Genomic DNA, 19826 nt, shown 5'->3' with positions numbered 1-19826 from the left:
ATGAGTGATCCGTGAATACAGAAAAGAAGCCTATATCCATCGAGGGCTGGGAGGCCCTCGATGAGTGACTACTTGTTACTACAAACAGATTTGTCTGTTAGTAGCGATAGTGATCCGGTTTATAAGGGCCATCAACACTTACATTAATGTAGTCGGCTTGTTCTTGCGTTAGAACAGTCAGCTTTGCACCAATTTTTTGCAGGTGAAGACGAGCGACTTTTTCATCCAGGTGCTTCGGTAAAACATAAACCTGATTTTCATATTGATCGCCATTTTTCCACAGCTCAATTTGCGCCAATGTTTGATTGGTAAAAGAGTTAGACATAACAAAGCTAGGGTGGCCTGTGGCACAACCTAGATTTACCAATCTGCCCTCGGCCAACAAAATAATACGTTTACCATCTGGGAAAATAACGTGATCGACTTGAGGCTTAATATTCTCCCATTCATATTGCTTTAGCTCGGCAACCTGAATTTCATTGTCAAAGTGACCGATATTACAGACGATGGCTTGATCCTTCATCGCCAGCATATGGTCGTGACGGATGATGTCATAGTTACCGGTTGTCGTAACAAAGATGTCTGCTTGATCAACAACATCTTCGACAGTGACCACTCGATAACCTTCCATTGCTGCTTGCAAGGCACAAATAGGATCAATTTCGGTAACAAAAACAGTAGCGCCTTGACCTCGTAGAGATTGAGCGCAACCTTTACCCACGTCACCATAACCACAAACGACTGCGATCTTGCCCGCAATCATTACATCGGTTGCCCGCTTGATTCCGTCGAGTAAAGACTCTCGGCAACCATATAGGTTGTCAAATTTAGACTTAGTAACAGAGTCGTTAACATTGATGGCTGGGAACGGAAGCGTACCTTCTTTGGCCATCTGGTTGAGTCGATTAACCCCGGTAGTGGTTTCTTCTGTTACACCTTGAATAGAGTCACCTACGCGATCATAAAACTCAGGATCTTCTGCCAACTTTTTCTTAATAGAAGCATACAGGAATGTTTCTTCTTCGCTTCCAGGATTATCCAGAAGACTAATGTCCTTTGCTGCCTTACGGCCGAGAATAACTGCCAGTGTTGCATCACCACCGTCATCCAGAATCATGTTAGCCGTTTCACCATTCCCCCAATCCAAAATCTTGTGAGTGAATTCCCAGTACTCTTCTAAAGTCTCGCCTTTATAAGCGAAAACAGGAATACCCTTGTCAGCGATTGCCGCTGCAGCATGATCCTGAGTGGAATAGATATTACAAGAAGCCCAGCGTACTTCGGCGCCAAGCTCAACAAGTGTTTCGATAAGTACCGCAGTCTGGATGGTCATATGTAATGAACCAGCGATGCGAGCACCTTTTAATGGTTTGCTGTTGCCAAACTCTTCGCGCATGGCTATCAGGCCAGGCATTTCGGTTTCCGCAATAGCGATTTCTTTTCTGCCCCATTCTGCTTGAGACAGATCCTTTACGTAAAAGTCGTTGTTACTCATTTTACTTGCTCTCCAGTTGAATAGAGCGCCCTTGAAATGTTTATTGCTTGCCAATTGAGCGTGACGGTAAAAGCAAACCTTTATCAGGTTTTCCCTAAACCGCTGCAGCGCCCCTCAACCGACAAGATAGGAAAAGCCAGCAATTAATCGCTGGCTTAAGCATAGTAGAAAAGAATTCTGATATTCGAAGATTCGATTCTTGAACCTTTTCTTTGATGAATTTAGATGCCTGCGTCAGCTCTAAGCGCTTCTGCTTTGTCTGTTTTTTCCCAGCTAAAGTCAGCATCTTCTCGACCGAAGTGACCGTAAGCAGCTGTTTTCTTATAGATTGGACGAATCAGGTCAAGCATCTTGATAATCCCGTAAGGTGTCAGATCGAAATGACGCTTTACTAGCTCAGCAAGTTTCGCTTCTTCGATTTTCGCAGTACCAAAAGTGTTCAGGCTGATACTGGTTGGTTCTGCAACACCGATGGCATAGGAAACTTGAATTTCACAGCGATCTGCAAGGCCTGCAGCTACTATATTTTTAGCAACATAACGACCAGCATAAGCTGCAGAACGGTCAACTTTAGATGGATCTTTTCCTGAGAATGCTCCACCACCATGGTGAGCTGAACCGCCATAAGTATCGACGATTATTTTTCTACCGGTTAATCCACAATCTCCAACCGGACCACCGATAACAAAGTTGCCAGTCGGATTGATGTGGAATTTTGTATCGGCATGTAGCAGCTCTTGTGGAAGAATAGGCTTTATAATAAGTTCTCTGACCGCTTCCTGAAGATCGCTCTGACTTACATCAGGATTATGCTGTGTCGAAAGTACTACTGCGTCTATTGCTACTGGCTTGCCATTGTCATAGCGAAGCGTTACCTGGCTCTTGGCATCTGGACGTAACCAGGACAAGGTGCCATTTTTTCGAACCATTGCCTGGCGTTCAACCAGTTGATGAGACCAGGTGATTGCCGCCGGCATCAGAACATCTGTTTCATTTGTCGCATAGCCAAACATTAACCCTTGATCGCCAGCGCCCTGTTTCTCTTTCTCTTCTCGATCAACACCCTGGTTAATATCTGGAGATTGTTTGCCTATAGCGTTGATAACAGCGCAAGTTTGACCGTCAAAGCCCATTTCAGAACTGGTATAACCTATATCACAAATCGTAGAGCGAACCACATCTTCAAGATCAACCCACGCGCTGGTTGTTACTTCACCTGCGACAATCGCCATTCCGGTTTTAACCATAGTTTCAACCGCAACACGGGCGTTTTTGTCCTGCTTTAGAATCTCGTCAAGCACGGCATCGGATATTTGATCGGCAATTTTGTCTGGATGTCCCTCGGAAACAGACTCTGATGTGAATAAAGAATACTCTGCCATCGGTAAAAAACCTCATATTATTTGGGCGTCTTTCCATTTTTCAGGTCGTAACGCCAGTTTAATTGTCGCTCTAGGAAATTATCTTAGCCCGGGCGACTTGTGACCAAAAAATAAGCGCACATTGTACCGTCTAACGCGAGTATTTACACGGATTTTAAGTATATTTCACTATAGCGGACAGTTATTGGGTGTAAAAGCGCAAATTACTTTGCTTATCAATCATCAGAGTAGATGTGTTCTGACTCAATGAGGTGCCAACATGAATTAATTAATTTACCTATTATCATATAGTTATGTGTACTAGCCGACACTCCTGCTTGCTGCTTGCTGCTTGCTGCTTGCTGCTTGCTGCTTGCTGCTTGCTGCTTGCTGGCGCTGGAGGCATGGTAATAAGATGAAGGGTCATCAAGACCCATGGTTGTGAGGCCGACTAGTTGAAGTTGGTCGAAAAGACCGCAAAGTGGCCAGTAAAATGGCTTAAATGATTGCTTGTATGAGCGGTCTAGCTATTGGTTGTTTTGGACATCTTTATTGGATTGCTGTATTGGATTACTGGAAGGGCGGAAGTCCAGATTCTGGGAAACGCTTTTGGGATGAGAGCGATATGGAATCTTTGTAAATGCCCTGCCACTGTCTACTAACTATCTACTAAACGTCGATAAAGATATTGAATTGTCTGAATAGGTACCAACTACACCTGTAAGTTATTGTGCATTAATTCATATCTTTGATAGAGTGCTCGTTTTTCAAAAGTCCCGTTTAGCGATGAAATTTTCTCAGCCTTTAGAAGATGTAACTTTAATCAAGCGCTATAAACGCTTTCTTGCGGATGTATCTCGTGATAAAGGTGAAATATTTACTGTACACTGTCCTAATACTGGCTCGATGAAGAATTGTTGGGGGGAAGGCTGGAAAGCCTGGATTTTAGACAGTGAGAATCCAAAGCGGAAATATCGTTATACCTGGGTTATGACTGAAAACCAACAAGGGCAAAAAATCGGAATCAATACTCATCTCGCGAATCAACTGGCTGTTGAAGCGCTCGAAGCAGGAAAAATTGAACAATTTGCTGATTTTCAGTCTCTTCGGCGGGAAGTTCGCTATGGGGAAGAGAACAGCAAAATTGATATTTTGCTGAAGGATGTAAACGGCTCAAAAATATTCATAGAAGTAAAAAGTGTAACTTTGCTCGAAAGCGACTCGATCGGGTATTTTCCCGATGCGGTAAGCGAGCGCGGACAGAAGCATTTGCGCGAGTTGATCGGTTGCGTAGAGCAAGGTCACCGAGCGGCATTGCTGTTTGTGGTGCAGCATGAAGGTATCAAGAAAGTCGCTGCAGCAGAGCATATTGATGAAAAGTATACTAGATTACTTAAGGAAGCAGCTGAAAGAGGCGTCGAAATTTTGGCCTACGCAGTAAAAATGTCACCATCTAAATTTGAGATTGATTGTGAATTGCCGGTTGTAATACCGAGTTAAATGCTTATTAATATATAATCCATGGTAATATGTAGATATGTTTTATAATAGATCCGTGATAGTTTTACTTAACAGCCAGGACGCAAGAACTGCCGGATAAGTATCAAGCTGCTTGAATAGACAAAATACAATAATAAAAAAGAGCAGTAATATTTCTTGTAAGGGTTTGAAGTGAACAAAGATAGTCACCTGTTGAAAGTTGGGGAGTTTGTCCTGAATGACGACAGTAGGGTTCTTTTCCACAAAAATAGAGAGGAAGTGGTGTTGTCACCGACGCTCCACTCTCTATTACGATTCTTTATCGATAATCAGAATACTGTACTTACCAAAGAGCAAATTATTAATCATGTTTGGAAAGGTAAGATAGTTGTTGAGGCCAATGTTAATCAGAATATAAAGAAGCTGAGAGATGCTCTTGGTGATTCGGTCAACTCTCCTCGTTATATAGAGACTGTTACTGGCGAAGGATTTCGCTTTATAGCAAATTCTGAGGCATATAAAGCAACGCCTGTAGAGAGTAAAACAAAGAAGTCTGTGCTGCTTATTTTTTTACTGAGTGTAATATTTGTATTGGCGCTGATAACTCTCTTTAATCGAGACAAATCCGAGAGTATTAATTTTTTAAAAGAACTTCACCCTATAACGACTTTAAAAGGTATTGAGCTATATCCGGAAATATCACCTGATAAAAAGTACTTGCTTTTCAATCACAAGAAGTCCGGAAGCTGGGATATATACATAAGACCAATAGGTAAAGAGTCTTATAAGGTTCTTCTTGGATCAGAAATGGATGAACTATTTCCTGCATTGTCTCCCAGTGGTAACAAGCTTTCTTATTTCATAAGCAGTAAGAGTGGCGTTGAAAGCGAATGTGGGCTTTATATTGCAGATATCAACTTTGAATCGTTGGAGCTGACAAATTCTAGGCTGGTTAAGTCCTGTGTATCTTCTCAAAGTAGAATGAGTGCTGAATGGATTGATGAAGACAACCTGTTTATGAGTATAAATGAGGACGTTAAGTCTCCAGCGAATATCTACAAATATGAAATAAGCTCGAAAGTTCAAACTCTAATCTCAAAACCAGATACAAAAGGGTTCGGTGACTACATTATCACTGTTTCCGAAGATCGGGAGTATCTCGCCTATGTTAGAGATATTGCTTGGTCTTCATCAGAAATTTGGGTTTATAGCTTGTCAGAGAAAAATCACCGACGAGTAAAGTCTACACCACTTCTTCTATCGGGAATAGATTGGCAAGACGGTTGGATTTATTTTCAGTCTGGAAGCCATGAAATATCCAGGATTGATAAGTTTGGAGCAAATGAGCAAATAGTTGCGAAGACTCCGCAGAGTATTTATTTACCTTTTGCAATTGATGACTCGAAAATGGGCGTTGTTGTAGGTGATATGGTTGTTGTCGATATCAGTCGATACGATATAGAAAAGAAACTCAAAGACGTTATTATTAGTTCGAGTTTCAATGATTACAATGGTGCTGGTGCTGGAGGTAACGTCATATTTGTATCAAACCGTAGCGGAAATCCTCAAATTTGGATGAAAAACGGTCGTTCCGAAACTGTACAAATTACCTCATTTGATAAATCTTACGAGTTGAGCTGGTTATCACTATCCTCTAATGGCCAGTTTGTAATTTTCGGTAAAAGCGGACAAATCAATGTCGTTGATCTGGATGGTAATACTATTTTCAATTCAGAGGACTACACTGAACAGGTTCAAAATAACCCGGTGATTGATATTGAAAATGGTCGCTTCTTCTATTCCATACAATATGCAGGTCAATGGACAATCGAATCCCGGTATTTTGCCTCTTTAGGGGAAAAGCATGTCCTATTTCAAGGAATAACGGCAAGACCCTGTTTGAGTGGAGAGTGCCTGCTGTATTTCAGAGAAAAGGATCCTTATATCTACAAGTATAATCCTTCAAAGAATACTAGCCTAAAATTGACAAAAGTTGCTGCTCTTATGTCGTCAGAGCAATGGGATGTTTATGATTTAGAGTCAATTGTATTTCTCGAAAGAGAACCCCTAAGCGGCAAGAATAAAGTTGTAAGGCTAAACATATACACTGGTGAAAGGGAAGTATTGCTAACAACTAATGCTAAAAGCTTCAGTTTAGACAGGAAGAACAAACAGATTTATATCAACACAATCTCACAAGGAAATACCGATATCCTGTATTTTAAACGCTAGTGCGTTATAAAAATCCATATTGGAGATGATTTGAACGTAAGGACAGAAATCTGGATTCGGGTTTATATATTTATATCAGTTTATTGTAATTTATTACGGTTTTATTTGAATCAAAAAGGTTAAAGTCGTTATTGTCAGTACTGACTTGTAGTAAATGTTAAAAGGTGATGACAATGAACAAAACTGTATCTGCTCTACTTTTATTAGGTGCGCTATTTTCTTCCAGTGTTTACAGTGCTGACGGTGATGAACAATCGAGCGATGAAAGTACTTCGCTTTACTCGCAGCTATTTGAGCAGCTAAGTTATAAATGTACAACATATCCCAATTGCGATATAGACTATTCAGAAGAAGATCAAATGGCGATTGCCTCTGATAGCGAGGTAATGAATCAGTCCTCAACCAATGAATCAAAAGATGCTAGTGACTTAAACTAAAAACCTTACTTTATCTTTTCTAAAAACGCAGGTCCGAAATGCCTGCGTTTTTTTGTGTTACTCTCCTCATGTATTTCAAAACTGTCAAATTTCTGAAAAATTTTGAATTTTTGTCGCTTCAGTAGCAATTTATTCAATTTTATTCCCATAAATCAATATTTTTATCTCAATTTATGTTCTTTTAAATCAATAGGTTAGTTGTTTTTATATTGTTTTATTAGTTTTTGCGATATTTCGCATGTAACTTGATAAGTGTGTTCAGTTGCTCTCATCTTGAGATGGCTGGTTTAAGAAGATTCAAATGATAAACACGATTGTTATCTTCGAATGAGAAAAGAGTTACATTGGAGAATTACTTTGAGAGTAGTAGCTACAGAAAAAATAAAAGAAGCTCAGCAGCGCTACCCAGCAGCGCATATGCATTTGGACGGTTGGTATCAGATTGTTTCTCAAACAAGCTTTTTAACTGAACATGCTCTAAGAGCTACTTTTGGCGATATACGGGGCTTTAATTTTCAATACAAGTTCCCTATTCCCGAAACAACGCTTTTGGTTCACACCTTAATTAATTTCGAATCGCAAGTGGCCTATATCGAACAGATTCGGCCCGGCAACCACTAGAGGACACAAAGATGCAAGAAACATTGGAAAAGGCGGTTCATCATTGGAACATGGTTGCTCCAGTGATCGATACTCCAAAAAGTTACGACGATTATCAAGCGCTATTGAGCAACCTTAAAACTACAATGGAGTTGGTTGAAAATCGTTCAAACAGTCCATTGTCTGGGCTGATCAAGGCAATGTCACGCGCTGCAGAGGAGTATGAAAAGAAGTTCATCATTCCGCAGCAGGGTAATGCGCTATTAGCCTTACGTTATTTGATTAAACTACACAACGTGAAGCAAGCAGACCTAAAAGAAATTGGTAGCCAGGGCGTTGTCTCAGAGATTTTGAACGGCAAAAGGTCTTTGACTATCCGTCACGTAAGAGAACTAGCGAAAAGATTTAATGTTTCGCCAGGTACTTTCATCGACGCGTAGCGATAGCAACGTCCACGCTTAAAGATTCACGGTTATGTGATTTCCCCGAAAATCTGATCATTGGAAACGGCATGATCAGTACCTGGTTGAAGGCCCCGTTAGGGGCCTGGGTTTTTCTATCCCTCTTTGATCTGAGGTCTCTCAAATGACACTAAGCCGGTTAGTTGAGAGTGACATGGAGCTTTTCAGCAAATAGTCAAATTTATCATTTGTGGCGAAAACTAATGCGAAATTATAGATCGCGAAAAGTGTGATTTTGTTACTTAAAGGTGAATACGTGAAAATGGGTGAAAAGATAAGATTTGACAGAGTCTTGTTGAAAGTATTTTTATCTACAATAGTAATAATGGTGGGATACGAATCATTAAAAGCTTTGTTGTTTAAAGGGACCTTGAGCCCGTGGGAACCTGATATCGTTACTATCTTGGTTACCGCATTAGTTACAACTATTGCTGTATCCCTGGCTTTAAAATGGGCGAATTTTGTTTATGCAAACACCAAAGAAGTTGAGTTCAGGGAAAGAGCGCTAGTATCATTCGAGTTAACACTAAGAGCGGTCAATCATATTGTTAACAATTCGATTAATCAATTGCAGGCTGTTAAGTTGGATATTGAAACCGAGGGAGCGGTTAACCCGGAGACACTTCGTCTTCTGGAACAGAGCGCGGAAGAGGCTGGACGCCAGATGAGATTGCTTAACCAGATTAAGGAGCCCCAGAAAAAAGAAAGTTATGAAGGTATCTTCCCGCAATAGACAGTACTAACGCATTCCTTCAGATACCCACCAAATTAATTGAAATACTTTTGTCAGATTTCCGTCACCAAAGGTAAATATTCTTAAATTAGCATTCCCTTCGAATTATTTGATGAGTTCACTTACAAAAATGTAAATCTCTTGTCGAGATCGTGAGTTCGTCATTTTTAAATGAACGAGAGGCTAATTTATGAAGTTTAACAACCTGATTGCAGCAAGCATCGCGGGCCTGGTGACTATACCCTGCGTATCAGCTGGGGTACTACCTGATTATCAATCGCAAAGCCAATGGTTTCAAAACGGCGAAGCAAAACTTGACTCCAGAAAAACGCTAAAAACAAAGTTTAAAGCAAAAAACGTTATTCTATTTGTTGGTGACGGTATGGGAGTTTCAACCCTGACCGCCTCCAGAATTTTGGAAGGCCAATTGGCCGGACTACAAGGTGAAGAGAATCAACTGTTTTTCGAAAATTTTCCCTATACGGCTTTAGTCAAAACCTATAACGTGGACGCACAAACTCCTGATTCGGCCGGGACTATGACAGCGATGATGTCAGGTATAAAAACCGATGTTGGAGTTATTGGGGTCGATGAAGATATTGTCCGAGGCGATTGTTCTAGCGTCTATGGAAATGAATTGGTTAGTGCGTTGGAATTAGCTGAGATAAAAGGCCTGTCTACCGGTATTGTGACAACGGCCCGGATAACGCATGCGACACCCGCAGCGACCTACGCCAAGTCGGCAGATCGCAACTGGGAAGATATTTCAGATATGCCGCAGTCTGCAGTTGATGCTGGTTGTAAAGATATTGCAGAGCAATTGATTTACTTTGAAGACAATTTAGAAAGCCGTTTCTTAGGCACTGACATTGATGGTATTGAAGTTGTTATGGGAGGAGGACGCCGTCACTTCTTACCAAAAGATGAAGCTTTTAATACTAATGACGCCGTCAGTACTGTTGAAGGAGATCGGACTGACCAAAGAAACCTTATCGCTGAATGGTCCGAAAAGTATGAAAACGGTGAGTTCGTTATGGATTCAAAAGGATTCGATTCTATCGATCCAGAAAGTAGCGAAAGAATTCTCGGTCTATTTAACGAGTCTCATATGCAATATGAGGCTGACCGAGAAAATGATCTGGCAGGAGAGCCTTCATTAAGTGAAATGACAGGCAAAGCGATAGAGCTCCTGGATAACAATAAAAAAGGATTTTTTATGGTTGTCGAGTCTGGTCGAATTGATCATGGACACCATGCCGGAAGCGCATATAACGCATTGACTGAAACGATAGAATTTGCCAAAGCGGTTGAAACTGCCGTGGAAAATACCAATCCTGAAGAAACTTTGATCATTGTTACTGCTGACCATAGCCATGTATTTACCATCGCTGGTTATCCAAAAAGAGGAAATCCTATTCTAGGCAAAGTTGTACCTGTTGGAAGTGAGGAGCCCGCACTTGCCAGCGACGGCATGCCTTATACAACTCTTGGATACAACAACGGTCTGGGCTTCAGGGATCTGGGAGTCGAGACTGATGCTGATGCTTCGTATGGCGATATCGCCTTTGCTGGTCGAGTCGATCTGACTGGCGTCGAAACAACTGTTTCAGGATTCCACCAGGAAACAACCGTACCGAAAAGTTCTGAAACTCATTCCGGTGAGGATATCTCTATTCATGCTATTGGCCCGGGTGCGTATTTTGCCCAGGGTAATGTCGAACAAAATGTTGTTTTCCACATGATTAATCAGGCACTTGGCCTAATCGCGAAATAATTGGGAGAGAAAAATGAGTTATTTTAAGCTATCTACAGTAGCTGTTGTTGCCTCGCTCATGCTTGGTTGTGTGGAAGATGGTAGTGATGGACTTAACAGTTTGGTTAACCAGAGCCAATTGGAAATAGGCAACGAGTTTTGCCGAAATGGAGGGCTGCAAGTTGACTCGGGCGTGGATATGGATGCAAATGGCATTCTGGACTCTGGCGAAATTGAGTCAACGGAATATCTATGTAACGAGCCGATAACGCAGCTTAAGGCAAATGATATTCTGGAAAGTACCGCCAACCCCTGGTTTGTCGAGTCTGAATGGGAAGTGGAGCAGGCACAACAAGATATTGCTTCAATAGTAAAAGCAAAAGGGCGTGCAAAAAACATCATTCTTTTTGTTGGAGACGGTATGGGAATATCGACACTTACCGCGGCTCGTATTCTTGATGGACAAAACAAAGGATTGCCTGGTGAAGAAAATCGGCTGAGTTTCGAGGAAATGCCATTTGCAGGTCTTGCAAAAACTTACAATGTTGATGCACAAACTCCTGATTCAGCTGGCACCATGACTGCAATGATCAGTGGCGTAAAAACAGATGTGGGAGTTATTGGTGTTGCGGAAGGCGTCGTACGTGGCGATTGTAAAAGTGTCTCTGGCAACGAACTAGTCTCTGGCCTTGAGTTGGCAGAAATTGCCGGAAAGTCTACCGGGATTATTTCTACCGCAAGAATCACACACGCAACTCCTGCTGCAACTTATGCTAAATCTGCCGACCGTAATTGGGAAGATAATTCTGACATGCCAGCATCTGCAATCGAAGAGGGTTGTGAAGATATTGCTTCTCAGTTGATTAATTTTGAAACGAATCTTGAAGCTCGATTTACAGGTCTTAATATCGATGGGATCGAAGTTGTGATGGGAGGCGGCCGTCGCCACTTTCTGCCTAAAGATCCAGAGTTTAATTCGCCGGATGCGGTAAGCAGTGTTGAAGGCGACAGAACCGACAATCGCAATCTAATTGAAGAGTGGCAATCGTTATATCCTCAAGGCCATTATGTGTACGACCAGGCCGGATTTAATGCTCTTGATAGTGAGTCGACTGAACATCTTTTCGCATTGTTCAATGAGTCGCATATGCAGTATGAAGCTGACCGTGAAAATGACATTGCTGGCGAACCTTCTTTGACTGAAATGACCAGTAAAGGAATCGATATACTGGACAATAACAAGAATGGTTTTTTCCTGGTTGTTGAAGCTGGACGAATTGATCATGGACACCACGCCGGTAATGCTTACAACGCATTGAATGACACTATTGAGTTATCTGAAGCGGTAAAAGTGGCGATGGAAAAAACTAATCCTGAAGAAACGCTAATTATTGTGACTGCGGATCACAGTCATGTGATGACTATTGCTGGATATCCTAAGCGTGGAAATCCGATCTTAGGAAAAGTCGTTTCTGTAGGAGAGACTGAAGCAGCCCTGGCTGCTGATGAGCTCCCCTATACTACGCTTGGTTATACCAATGGCAGAGGGTTTAAGGATTTAGGTGTTGAAACTGACGCGGACGCCGGATACGACTATGACGCAGTAACTGGACGCGTTGACCTGACTTTGATCGACACTTTGCAACCAGGGTTTCACCAGGAATCTTTGGTTCCTCTTTCATCTGAAACGCATGCGGGAGAGGATGTTGCAGTTTATGCTCAGGGGCCGGGAGCTCATCTGGTAAATGGTACCAATGAGCAACATCTGATTTTCCACATTATGGACTTTGCTGGAAATCTGGTTAACAAAGCTGAAACGGCAGTTAACTGATAAATCTAAGACTTATGTTAAAACACAGGGAGACGCGAGCAGTTGCTCGCGTCTTTTGCTGTAAACGGAGTATTCAATGGAAAACACAATAAAATACAAACTATTCTGGACATTTTTAGTGACAGCTTTATGTGCACAGTTTTATACCAATATGGCTTTTGCGGGGCCAGCCAAAAGAGTTAGTTTTGCAGAAGATGATTCTCAGTGTCGTATTCTGCCTTCCTTAATGGGGGCTAAGTTTCTTGTACAAAAGATTGAGAAAAAATCGAATCAGGTTGTGGGCCAGGAAACAGTAATTTTGTGGCGTTATTTGAATCAGGTTGCATACGAATTTCCAGCGCGTGGACTGACTGAAGTATGGAATCGAGTGAGCAATGGTCAAATACGTCCAGTCAGGCATTTCGATAATTACCAGAGAGGAATCGAATATCAACCAATGGAAGTAAATCAGGGGATAGGCAGTAAAGACTGGTCAGGAAAATTCCAGATAATCACTGATGATCAGCTCAAGGAAATGACGATTAAAGAAGAAAAAAACATTGATTGCGACAAACAGATTACTTACATGCTTGAAAGTGAAAAAACATTAGTTATATGGAACGAAAAACTTAGGCTCCCTCAAAAGTACGAGGTAGAGACGGATGGATTTCAATTTCGCTGGACACTTGAAGAGATTGTTTCTGATAAAACAATGGTCGTTAAAGTATTTAAATTGCGGAGTGACTATCAGCTTACTGATTACGCAGATATCGGTGACAATGAATCAGACCCTTTTTTACTTAAAATGGTTAATCTAGGATTTCTGAGTCATCAATCGGCTATGCTAGGAAGTGTTCCACATCAAAATGTGGCTAATTCTTCTGGTAGACAGTCATTACGTAAGCACTAGTGCTTCCCACAATAGTTAATTCTGAGTAACCCCTTATTTAAAAAGATATTCTTGAAATATTTGGTGCTAAAAAAAGCAGAGATGGAAGATTGTGCTAAGTTAAAACAATAGAGTTTTACTTAGCCTTTTCCATTTCACGTCTACCCAGCTAATCAAAATTTCAAGGAATAAGACAATGCTCGCCTGCTATAACAATATTCTAGAGACTATCGGAAATACTCCCGTCGTAAAAATCAATCGACTCGCGCCGGAGCATGTCAATATTTTTGTGAAAATAGAATCTTTCAACCCTTTAGGCTCAGTTAAAGACCGGCTCGCGCTTGGGGTTATTGAGCGAGCTGAAAAAGACGGAGTGCTTAAACCGGGGATGACTGTTGTTGAAGCTACCAGCGGCAATACCGGGCTCGGTTTGGCTATGGTATGTGCACAGAAAGGTTATCCTCTGGTGGTAACCATGGCAGAGAACTTTAGCATCGAGCGTCGCAAAATGCTGAGGTTTCTGGGAGCAAAAGTGGTTCTTACGCCGGCTGAAAAGAAAGGCAGCGGCATGTTAGCCAAGGCTACTGAACTGGCTGAGAAGCATGGATGGTTTTTGTGTCGTCAATTTGAAAATGAAGCCAATGCCAATATTCATTCGCAGACTACTGCGAGGGAAATTCTCCAGGCCTTTGAAACGACATCTCTGGATTACTGGGTAACCGGATATGGTACGGGGGGGACCCTAAAGGGCGTTGCCAGAGTGCTTCGGGAAGAGTCTCCGAAAACTCAAATTATTGCATGCGAGCCTGAAAATGCACCTTTGCTGTATACCGAAAAATCTAGCAAAACGCTACCGACTCCACCGATGGCGTGCCACTCTGCATTTCGACCACATGTTGTGCAGGGGTGGACTCCTGACTTTATTCCAAAGCTAACCGGAGATGTTGTCGCAGCAGGCTTTATTGACAAAATAGAGCTAATCAATGGTGAAAAAGCGCTTGAATGTGCACGCCAACTAGCTAAAAAAGAGGGAATATTTTGTGGTATTAGCTCTGGAGCGACATTTTCCGGCGCTCTGCAAGTAGCCAGAGAAGCTCCTGAAGGCAGCAACATATTATGTATGCTGCCTGATACCGGGGAAAGATATCTGTCTACCCAGCTTTTCGACAACATCAGTGAAGAAATGACAGATGAAGAGTGGGATATATCGCGATCCACCGCAGGGTTTCGATTTGATTTAAGGACATCCATGCCTCCATCTCAAGTTGAGAAAGATTCAGTATTAGATCCCAGAGCTGTGAAATTTGTATCTGAACTAATTAGTGATCGCTCACGACCAGTGGTTTTATTTGCGCTTGAATGGTGTGAGTTTTGCTGGTCAGTAAGAAAGTTTTTTACAAGGATAGGCGTGCAGTTTGAGTCTGTTGACCTTGATTCGCTCGAATATCAGAAAGATGACTGGGGAGGAAAAGTTCGCCAGGCGCTAAACGCCCATACAGGTAGTGTTACAATACCTCAGATCTTTGTGGGAGAACAGTTTATTGGTGGTTGCACTGATTTATTTGACTCGTTCAATCAAGGTGAGTTGCAAAAGCTATTCAGTGAGCTAGATATCACGTTTGAACAAAGTGACTCCTTTGATGCATATTCTATGCTTCCTAAGTGGATTCAGCCCAGATAGCAAACTCACTGTAGAAAATTCATTACTGTATAGGCCATTTAATCGACAGCCCGCGCGAATCTGCGCCTCAAAAAAGCCTCAGATTGACTCAAGTCAATATTGACTGGAAAGAGATAAGTTAAGTTGCAACCTTGGGCTAGTTTATCCTGAACGCTTTAGAGGATGTCGAAAAGTGGATAAAAAACCGATTGTTTATGCCTGTAGCGGATGCTCCAATCTGGCTTTGATGGCGAATGATATTGCGTTGAACATGAATCGAGACGGTATCGCCGAAATGTCTTGCATTTCCGGGGTGATAGGTAAAGTTGCACCCATCATGAAAATTGCTGAGTCTGGACGACCAATTATCGCTATTGACGGTTGCAGTTTATCTTGCACCAAAGCATGCATTGACGCCAGTGGGCTCGAGCTTGCTCTACATATTGACCTTAGTTCATTTGGTCTTGAAAAAAGAAGCAACCAGGATAGTGCTTTTAATGAAAGCCTGGTGGCATTAAAAATGACCTATGACATGTTAGACAAAGCTGGTTTTTCTATTCAGGCAAAAGAAGAGGAATAGCTGTATTGCCTGAAAGATAATTGATTAAAAGCCGATACTTACACCTAGCTGAGTTTGTGATATTTCACCCTGTCTAACTAAAGACTCGTAGTTAAAAACCCTATTTCGCCCTTGTTCTTTGGCATAGTAGAGAGCCTTGTCTGCAGAATCCAGGACTGCAGGAGGGTAGTCATTGTCGGTTATTTTGGCGTAACCGATGCTTACTGTGACTTTCCCTACCAACGGAAATGTGTGAGTTTCAATTGTTTTTCTCAGTCTTTCCAGAGTTTGCGAAGCAAAGTCATCTGGAAGAGGTTCCAGAATGACAACAAACTCTTCACCGCCAAAGCGAAATATGTAGTCCGTTTGCCTGAAACATTGACGCATTTTATTAGAAAGTAAAAGAAGAACGCCGTCTCCAAAAACATGACCATATTGGTCGTTTATTCGTTTGAAATGATCAATATCAACGATGGCCAGCCAGGCTTCGGAATAAGGCTTGAGTTGACGTTTTTCATTCGATTCAATTGAGCAAAGAGACTGTAGTTGCCTGTTACGTTGAGTCTGAAGTAATCGTTCGAGTTTTTGATCGAAAGTTCTTCGGTTGAACAAGCCTGTCAATGAGTCTTTCTCGCTTTCATCCAGAATGTACAAGTAATTCTCATAGATTCTTATCATCGCTTCCAACTTGTCAGTATAGCGATCGAGAGGGACGTCGGAAAAAAGCTCCAGCGCAGATACGACTTTATGGTCGCAAATAATTGGAAAGACCAACTGATATTCACTAGTGTTTCGGAGGCCTGTCGACATTTCTCCCGTCTCAAGACAACTTATAATTTGTGGATCTTCTTTTATCGCCCGCGGGGTTTGACGCCAGCTTACATTAACTCTCCCATTTTCTCTACGAACAAGAAGGCTCAGGGCTTGTTCTATATAGGTAGCGCCGTCATCATTCACAATACGGTAAATATTGATACGGTCGCAAGGTATTAGTTCTGCCAGGGTTGCCAGAAGACTGTACTCTAAAGAATCTACGTCTCTACTTTTGGTAATCCTGATTACCGACTTAAGCAGTTCACTTTCCATTTCTATACTTCCTGTTAACTTCTCAATTCTTAATTATTAACTATAGTTATCGTGACGTGAGATATCACCGTATATTTCCAAAAAAGTTAATGGGGAACGTTTTTAATTCGACAGAGAAAATGAGCTTCCAAAGAAAAGCAGGATGGGTGGTTTGTGATAAATCATAAGAACGATAAATTCTAAATAATTGATGTTGATAGTTTTTATTGTTGCTAGTAGAGCAACGGTTTTTTGCAATCTTTATCGAAAAGATGACTGAACTCTCTGACTGTTAGACTAACCTTCTCATTATTTCCAAATTTATCGAAGAACACTTTTCCTGATTGACCATGAAAAGAAAGAAGAGAATGTTGTTCAATTGATTTCTTAATCAGGTTAAAGTCATTGGTGACGATTGGTTTACTTATCTGTGTTATAGCTCGCACCGCTTGAGAAAACGTTGTGGAGTATTTTTTCTGATGTTTGTGAGTTGCGGCAATTAAATAGACTGAGTCATAGATAAAAAGTGAAGTATAGGTGGAATGACTAATCGACAATAGCTCTTTAATCCCCTGAAGAAGATTGTTGGTGTTAGTCTGAATTTGAGGAATGACTGCTGTTAAGCATAAAGATTTATCGATTCCTATTTTGTCTTTAGTCCAGTCAGCATGTTCCGGTAAAATAAATACCGGCAGTTCTCCTTCCCAGAATTGAGAAAACTGTTCAATAATATGTTTTAGCTGTTCGTTAGGAAGCGAAAGAAAAACTGCTTGAGAGCCTGATTCCTGAATGCTTCTAATTTCATCTTTAAGTGAATAGGTCTTGTAGTTCACTGGAAGTTTTATCGCGTATGACCGAGTTATCTGAGCATTGATTTCCGGAAGTCTTCGTTTTAGTGCATCATGTATTTCAATTCCGAATATATTTTGCTGATAGAAAGATGCGACTTTAACAATATGATTTTCCTCAATAAATTTAATGATTTTTGACGAAATTTGTTCATTTGTTGCTGCCAGACGGAAAACCAGATCATTGTCTTCCAGACTAGAGATTGCATTGGCATTTGCGGCGGGAGGAAAAAGAGGAAGAAGTTTTTTTACTGCGATCGACTTTGCCAGATCGATTACAGACCATGAAGCAAGCGGTCCGACTAATGCGATAATTTCATAGTCATTAATTAATTCATTTAATTTTTGCTGTTGATTTTCAAGAATAAAGTCATCATCTGCGACGACGATTGCCAAGGGTCTTCCATTAATTCCTCCTGCCTGATTAATTTCAGACGCGGCAAACTCTGCCGCAGCCACCAGCTCCATCGCTTTTAATCTCTCACTGGTGAAGGGTACCATTAATCCGATATTGATCGAATCTTTAGAAGGTGCTGTCTTGTTAGACCAGAACAAAGGCACCGCCTGGTTTTTTGCTATTTCAACATGCATCAACTCTTTTAAGGAAAGGTTAAGTAAGCTGTTATTTCCAAGCGTTGGGAGAGGATTGATTAAAAATACGCAAATAAAGAAAACTTCCACAAATATTTTGAATTGTGATCGGAGTCGAAAAAAAAACGACTTTGACGGTAAAAAATGTTGTAGAAGCATAATTATTTAACGCTCTCGCCAAAATAGTGTTATGCTGGTTTTTCTAGTATAGCGTTTCACCGAGTAGCTTCCAAATAAGGTTTTGGGAGTGGTTATTACTCTGGAGGTATCTGAATGAAAAAAACACTCATTTTTATCTGCACAATAAGTCTTATTTTTGCTTTGAGTGATGTATCTGCGAAGGGGCCAAAAAACAAAGAAAAAGAAGATGGAGACAAAAAAGAGAAGGTGCTACCAAAAGGGTTGCAGAAAAAGCTTGAAAGAGGTGGACAGTTACCGCCTGGCTGGCAAAAGAAACTCGTTAAAGGCTATCGTCTCGAGGATGACATCTATCGGCATGCGCATGTGATAGATCATTCAAGATATCCGGATGTGCCCATTGGTGTCGAGGGCAGCGTCGTGGTCAGAATAGATGACAGACTAGTTCGTCTCGCTCGCGCTACTAGAGAAATTCTGGAAATAATCAAATAAGTGTCGGTGAATAACCTCTCTACCTTAAGTCTGTTGAGTGGCGCTAAATTCGCGCGCCACCATCCACTTCAAGAACTCGTCCACTCAGATAATCATTAGAAAAAATAAACTTTACTGTACTGGCAATTTCATCACTGTCTCCCATTCGTCCGAGAGGAATAAAAGCTTCTGCTCTTTTTATTGCTTCTTGCGGCATGCTTGCAGTCATTTCGGTGGCTATAAAGCCTGGTGCAATCCCACAAACCCGAATGTTGTGCTTGGCTAGCTCCTTTGCCCAGGTGACGGTCATTGCTGCAACACCTGCTTTGGCTGCTGAATAATTCGTTTGACCAAAATTGCCGGCACGACTAATACTGGAGATATTAACTATGACGCCTTCTGATTGGGTTTCTATCATTTGACATGCGGCTTCTCTTGCGCATAAAAAGACTCCGGTAAGATTAACATTGATAACCGACTGCCAGTCACTCAATGAAAGTTTATCTTGAACGTGACTATCTTTTGCTTTGACCAGTAGTCCGTCGCGCAAAATTCCTGCATTGTTAATTAACCCGTTGACCTTACCAAAATGAGCGACAATCGATTCAAATAGTTTGACCACCTGACCTTCGTTTGAAATATCAGCTTTGAAGCATTCGACTTTGCTCGCGCCAAGTTCCAGACAAGCTTGCTGTTCGATTTTGAGGGCTTCGATATTGGTATCCACCAATGCGAGCTGTCCTTTTTCTTTTGCCAATGTTTTGGCCATAGCCAGTCCAAGACCGCGAGCTGCGCCGGTTATGACAATCACTTTGTTTTCTATATTCATTTGTTAGCTACTCTATTAAGAAGGTATTCGTGCGACGGGCTTTGTATTATGCACAATCAATCGAGCCTGAAAAATCTCCCGGGGATCTGCATTCCGCCTAATCTAAATGATAGGCGAATGAAAAAGAAGTGTTAGATGGAGGATGAAACGACAGTCATTGTTCAGGACGGTTATTTCACTTTTGAACTGATTCCCCTTATAATCCCGCCTTAACAAGCTCTCGGGGTGCCCAAGCGATTAAGCTTATCGTGCTGAGACTGGCTAAGACGATGATTTAAAACGGATTATCAATTAAACCGTTGCGTTATCGCTGCCTAAACCCGTAGAACCTGATCCGATTAGTATCGGCGTAGGGATGAGCGACAATTCGAGTTTCCAATTTTTTCTACTTCTAACTCGTCTTCATATCGCCTCG

Annotated in this window: 18 protein-coding genes and 2 riboswitches; of the genes, 12 read left to right on the top strand and 6 right to left on the bottom strand. The window is 41.5% G+C overall.

Going from position 1 to position 19826, the window contains the following annotated elements; all coding sequences use genetic code 11:
• Nucleotides 1-97 precede the first annotated feature (97 nt).
• The 3 genes from ahcY to IYN84_RS08255 all read right to left on the bottom strand — a co-directional run bounded on the left by ahcY (nucleotide 98) and on the right by IYN84_RS08255 (nucleotide 3293).
• Nucleotides 98-1495, bottom strand: a complete 1398-nt coding sequence (gene ahcY / locus IYN84_RS08265; protein ID WP_196138739.1) for an adenosylhomocysteinase — start codon at nucleotides 1493-1495, stop codon at nucleotides 98-100.
• 16 nt (nucleotides 1496-1511) lie between these two features.
• A riboswitch (S-adenosyl-L-homocysteine riboswitch) is annotated at nucleotides 1512-1617 on the bottom strand.
• 99 nt (nucleotides 1618-1716) lie between these two features.
• The gene (gene metK, locus IYN84_RS08260; RefSeq protein WP_196138738.1) at nucleotides 1717-2877 is read right to left on the bottom strand and encodes a methionine adenosyltransferase; all 1161 of its coding nucleotides are present in this window, start codon (nucleotides 2875-2877) and stop codon (nucleotides 1717-1719) included.
• A 215-nt stretch (nucleotides 2878-3092) separates the two neighbouring features.
• Nucleotides 3093-3293, bottom strand: coding sequence for a hypothetical protein (locus tag IYN84_RS08255; protein ID WP_196138737.1), 201 nt, complete (start codon nucleotides 3291-3293; stop codon nucleotides 3093-3095).
• A 349-nt stretch (nucleotides 3294-3642) separates the two neighbouring features.
• Here IYN84_RS08255 and sfsA point away from each other — a divergent pair, with 349 nt between their 5' ends.
• The 11 genes from sfsA (at nucleotide 3643) to IYN84_RS08200 (ending at nucleotide 15490) form a co-directional block, all read left to right on the top strand.
• A complete protein-coding gene (gene sfsA / locus IYN84_RS08250) occupies nucleotides 3643-4356 on the top strand; it encodes a DNA/RNA nuclease SfsA (protein ID WP_196138736.1) in 714 nt (237 codons plus the stop codon).
• A 171-nt stretch (nucleotides 4357-4527) separates the two neighbouring features.
• On the top strand, nucleotides 4528-6567 hold the full coding sequence (locus tag IYN84_RS08245; RefSeq protein WP_196138735.1) for a winged helix-turn-helix domain-containing protein: 2040 nt from the start codon (nucleotides 4528-4530) through the stop codon (nucleotides 6565-6567).
• A gap of 173 nt (nucleotides 6568-6740) precedes the next feature.
• The gene (locus tag IYN84_RS08240) at nucleotides 6741-7004 is read left to right on the top strand and encodes a hypothetical protein (RefSeq protein ID WP_196138734.1); all 264 of its coding nucleotides are present in this window, start codon (nucleotides 6741-6743) and stop codon (nucleotides 7002-7004) included.
• A gap of 327 nt (nucleotides 7005-7331) precedes the next feature.
• Nucleotides 7332-7625 (top strand): hypothetical protein, encoded by a 294-nt coding sequence (locus tag IYN84_RS08235; RefSeq protein ID WP_210330355.1) that lies wholly within the window; start codon nucleotides 7332-7334, stop codon nucleotides 7623-7625.
• Nucleotides 7626-7636: 11 nt separating this feature from the next.
• Nucleotides 7637-8044, top strand: coding sequence for a type II toxin-antitoxin system HigA family antitoxin (locus tag IYN84_RS08230; protein WP_196138732.1), 408 nt, complete (start codon nucleotides 7637-7639; stop codon nucleotides 8042-8044).
• Nucleotides 8045-8327: 283 nt separating this feature from the next.
• A complete protein-coding gene (locus IYN84_RS08225; protein ID WP_196138731.1) occupies nucleotides 8328-8798 on the top strand; it encodes a hypothetical protein in 471 nt (156 codons plus the stop codon).
• 190 nt (nucleotides 8799-8988) lie between these two features.
• A complete protein-coding gene (locus IYN84_RS08220) occupies nucleotides 8989-10572 on the top strand; it encodes an alkaline phosphatase (protein ID WP_196138730.1) in 1584 nt (527 codons plus the stop codon).
• 13 nt (nucleotides 10573-10585) lie between these two features.
• Nucleotides 10586-12382 carry an alkaline phosphatase gene (locus IYN84_RS08215; protein ID WP_196138729.1) on the top strand — a complete coding sequence of 599 codons (1797 nt, stop codon included), beginning with the start codon at nucleotides 10586-10588 and terminating at the stop codon, nucleotides 12380-12382.
• 76 nt (nucleotides 12383-12458) lie between these two features.
• Entirely contained in the window at nucleotides 12459-13271 is an 813-nt protein-coding gene (locus IYN84_RS08210) for a hypothetical protein (RefSeq protein ID WP_196138728.1), read from the top strand.
• A gap of 175 nt (nucleotides 13272-13446) precedes the next feature.
• Nucleotides 13447-14931, top strand: a complete 1485-nt coding sequence (cysK, locus tag IYN84_RS08205) for a cysteine synthase A (RefSeq protein ID WP_196138727.1) — start codon at nucleotides 13447-13449, stop codon at nucleotides 14929-14931.
• 172 nt (nucleotides 14932-15103) lie between these two features.
• Nucleotides 15104-15490 carry a putative zinc-binding protein gene (locus IYN84_RS08200; RefSeq protein WP_196138726.1) on the top strand — a complete coding sequence of 129 codons (387 nt, stop codon included), beginning with the start codon at nucleotides 15104-15106 and terminating at the stop codon, nucleotides 15488-15490.
• A gap of 24 nt (nucleotides 15491-15514) precedes the next feature.
• Here IYN84_RS08200 and IYN84_RS08195 read toward each other — a convergent pair whose 3' ends face one another.
• Both IYN84_RS08195 and IYN84_RS08190 read right to left on the bottom strand, forming a co-directional pair.
• Nucleotides 15515-16555, bottom strand: coding sequence for a GGDEF domain-containing protein (locus IYN84_RS08195; protein WP_196138725.1), 1041 nt, complete (start codon nucleotides 16553-16555; stop codon nucleotides 15515-15517).
• Between the two features lie 212 nt (nucleotides 16556-16767).
• Nucleotides 16768-17973, bottom strand: a complete 1206-nt coding sequence (locus IYN84_RS08190) for an ABC transporter substrate-binding protein (protein WP_196138724.1) — start codon at nucleotides 17971-17973, stop codon at nucleotides 16768-16770.
• 273 nt (nucleotides 17974-18246) lie between these two features.
• Here IYN84_RS08190 and IYN84_RS08185 point away from each other — a divergent pair, with 273 nt between their 5' ends.
• A complete protein-coding gene (locus tag IYN84_RS08185; RefSeq protein ID WP_196138723.1) occupies nucleotides 18247-18603 on the top strand; it encodes a hypothetical protein in 357 nt (118 codons plus the stop codon).
• Between the two features lie 43 nt (nucleotides 18604-18646).
• Here the strand turns inward: IYN84_RS08185 and IYN84_RS08180 are convergent, their stop codons facing one another.
• Entirely contained in the window at nucleotides 18647-19411 is a 765-nt protein-coding gene (locus IYN84_RS08180; protein ID WP_196138722.1) for an SDR family oxidoreductase, read from the bottom strand.
• A gap of 211 nt (nucleotides 19412-19622) precedes the next feature.
• Nucleotides 19623-19784: riboswitch (TPP riboswitch) on the top strand.
• The last annotated feature ends 42 nt before the right edge of the window (nucleotides 19785-19826 follow it).

The sequence above is a fragment of the Aliikangiella sp. G2MR2-5 genome, assembly GCF_015687155.1.
In the GTDB taxonomy this organism is placed as follows: domain Bacteria; phylum Pseudomonadota; class Gammaproteobacteria; order Enterobacterales; family Kangiellaceae; genus Aliikangiella.
Note: the sequence above shows the minus strand (reverse complement) of the source record. Positions and strands in the feature narration are given on the sequence as shown.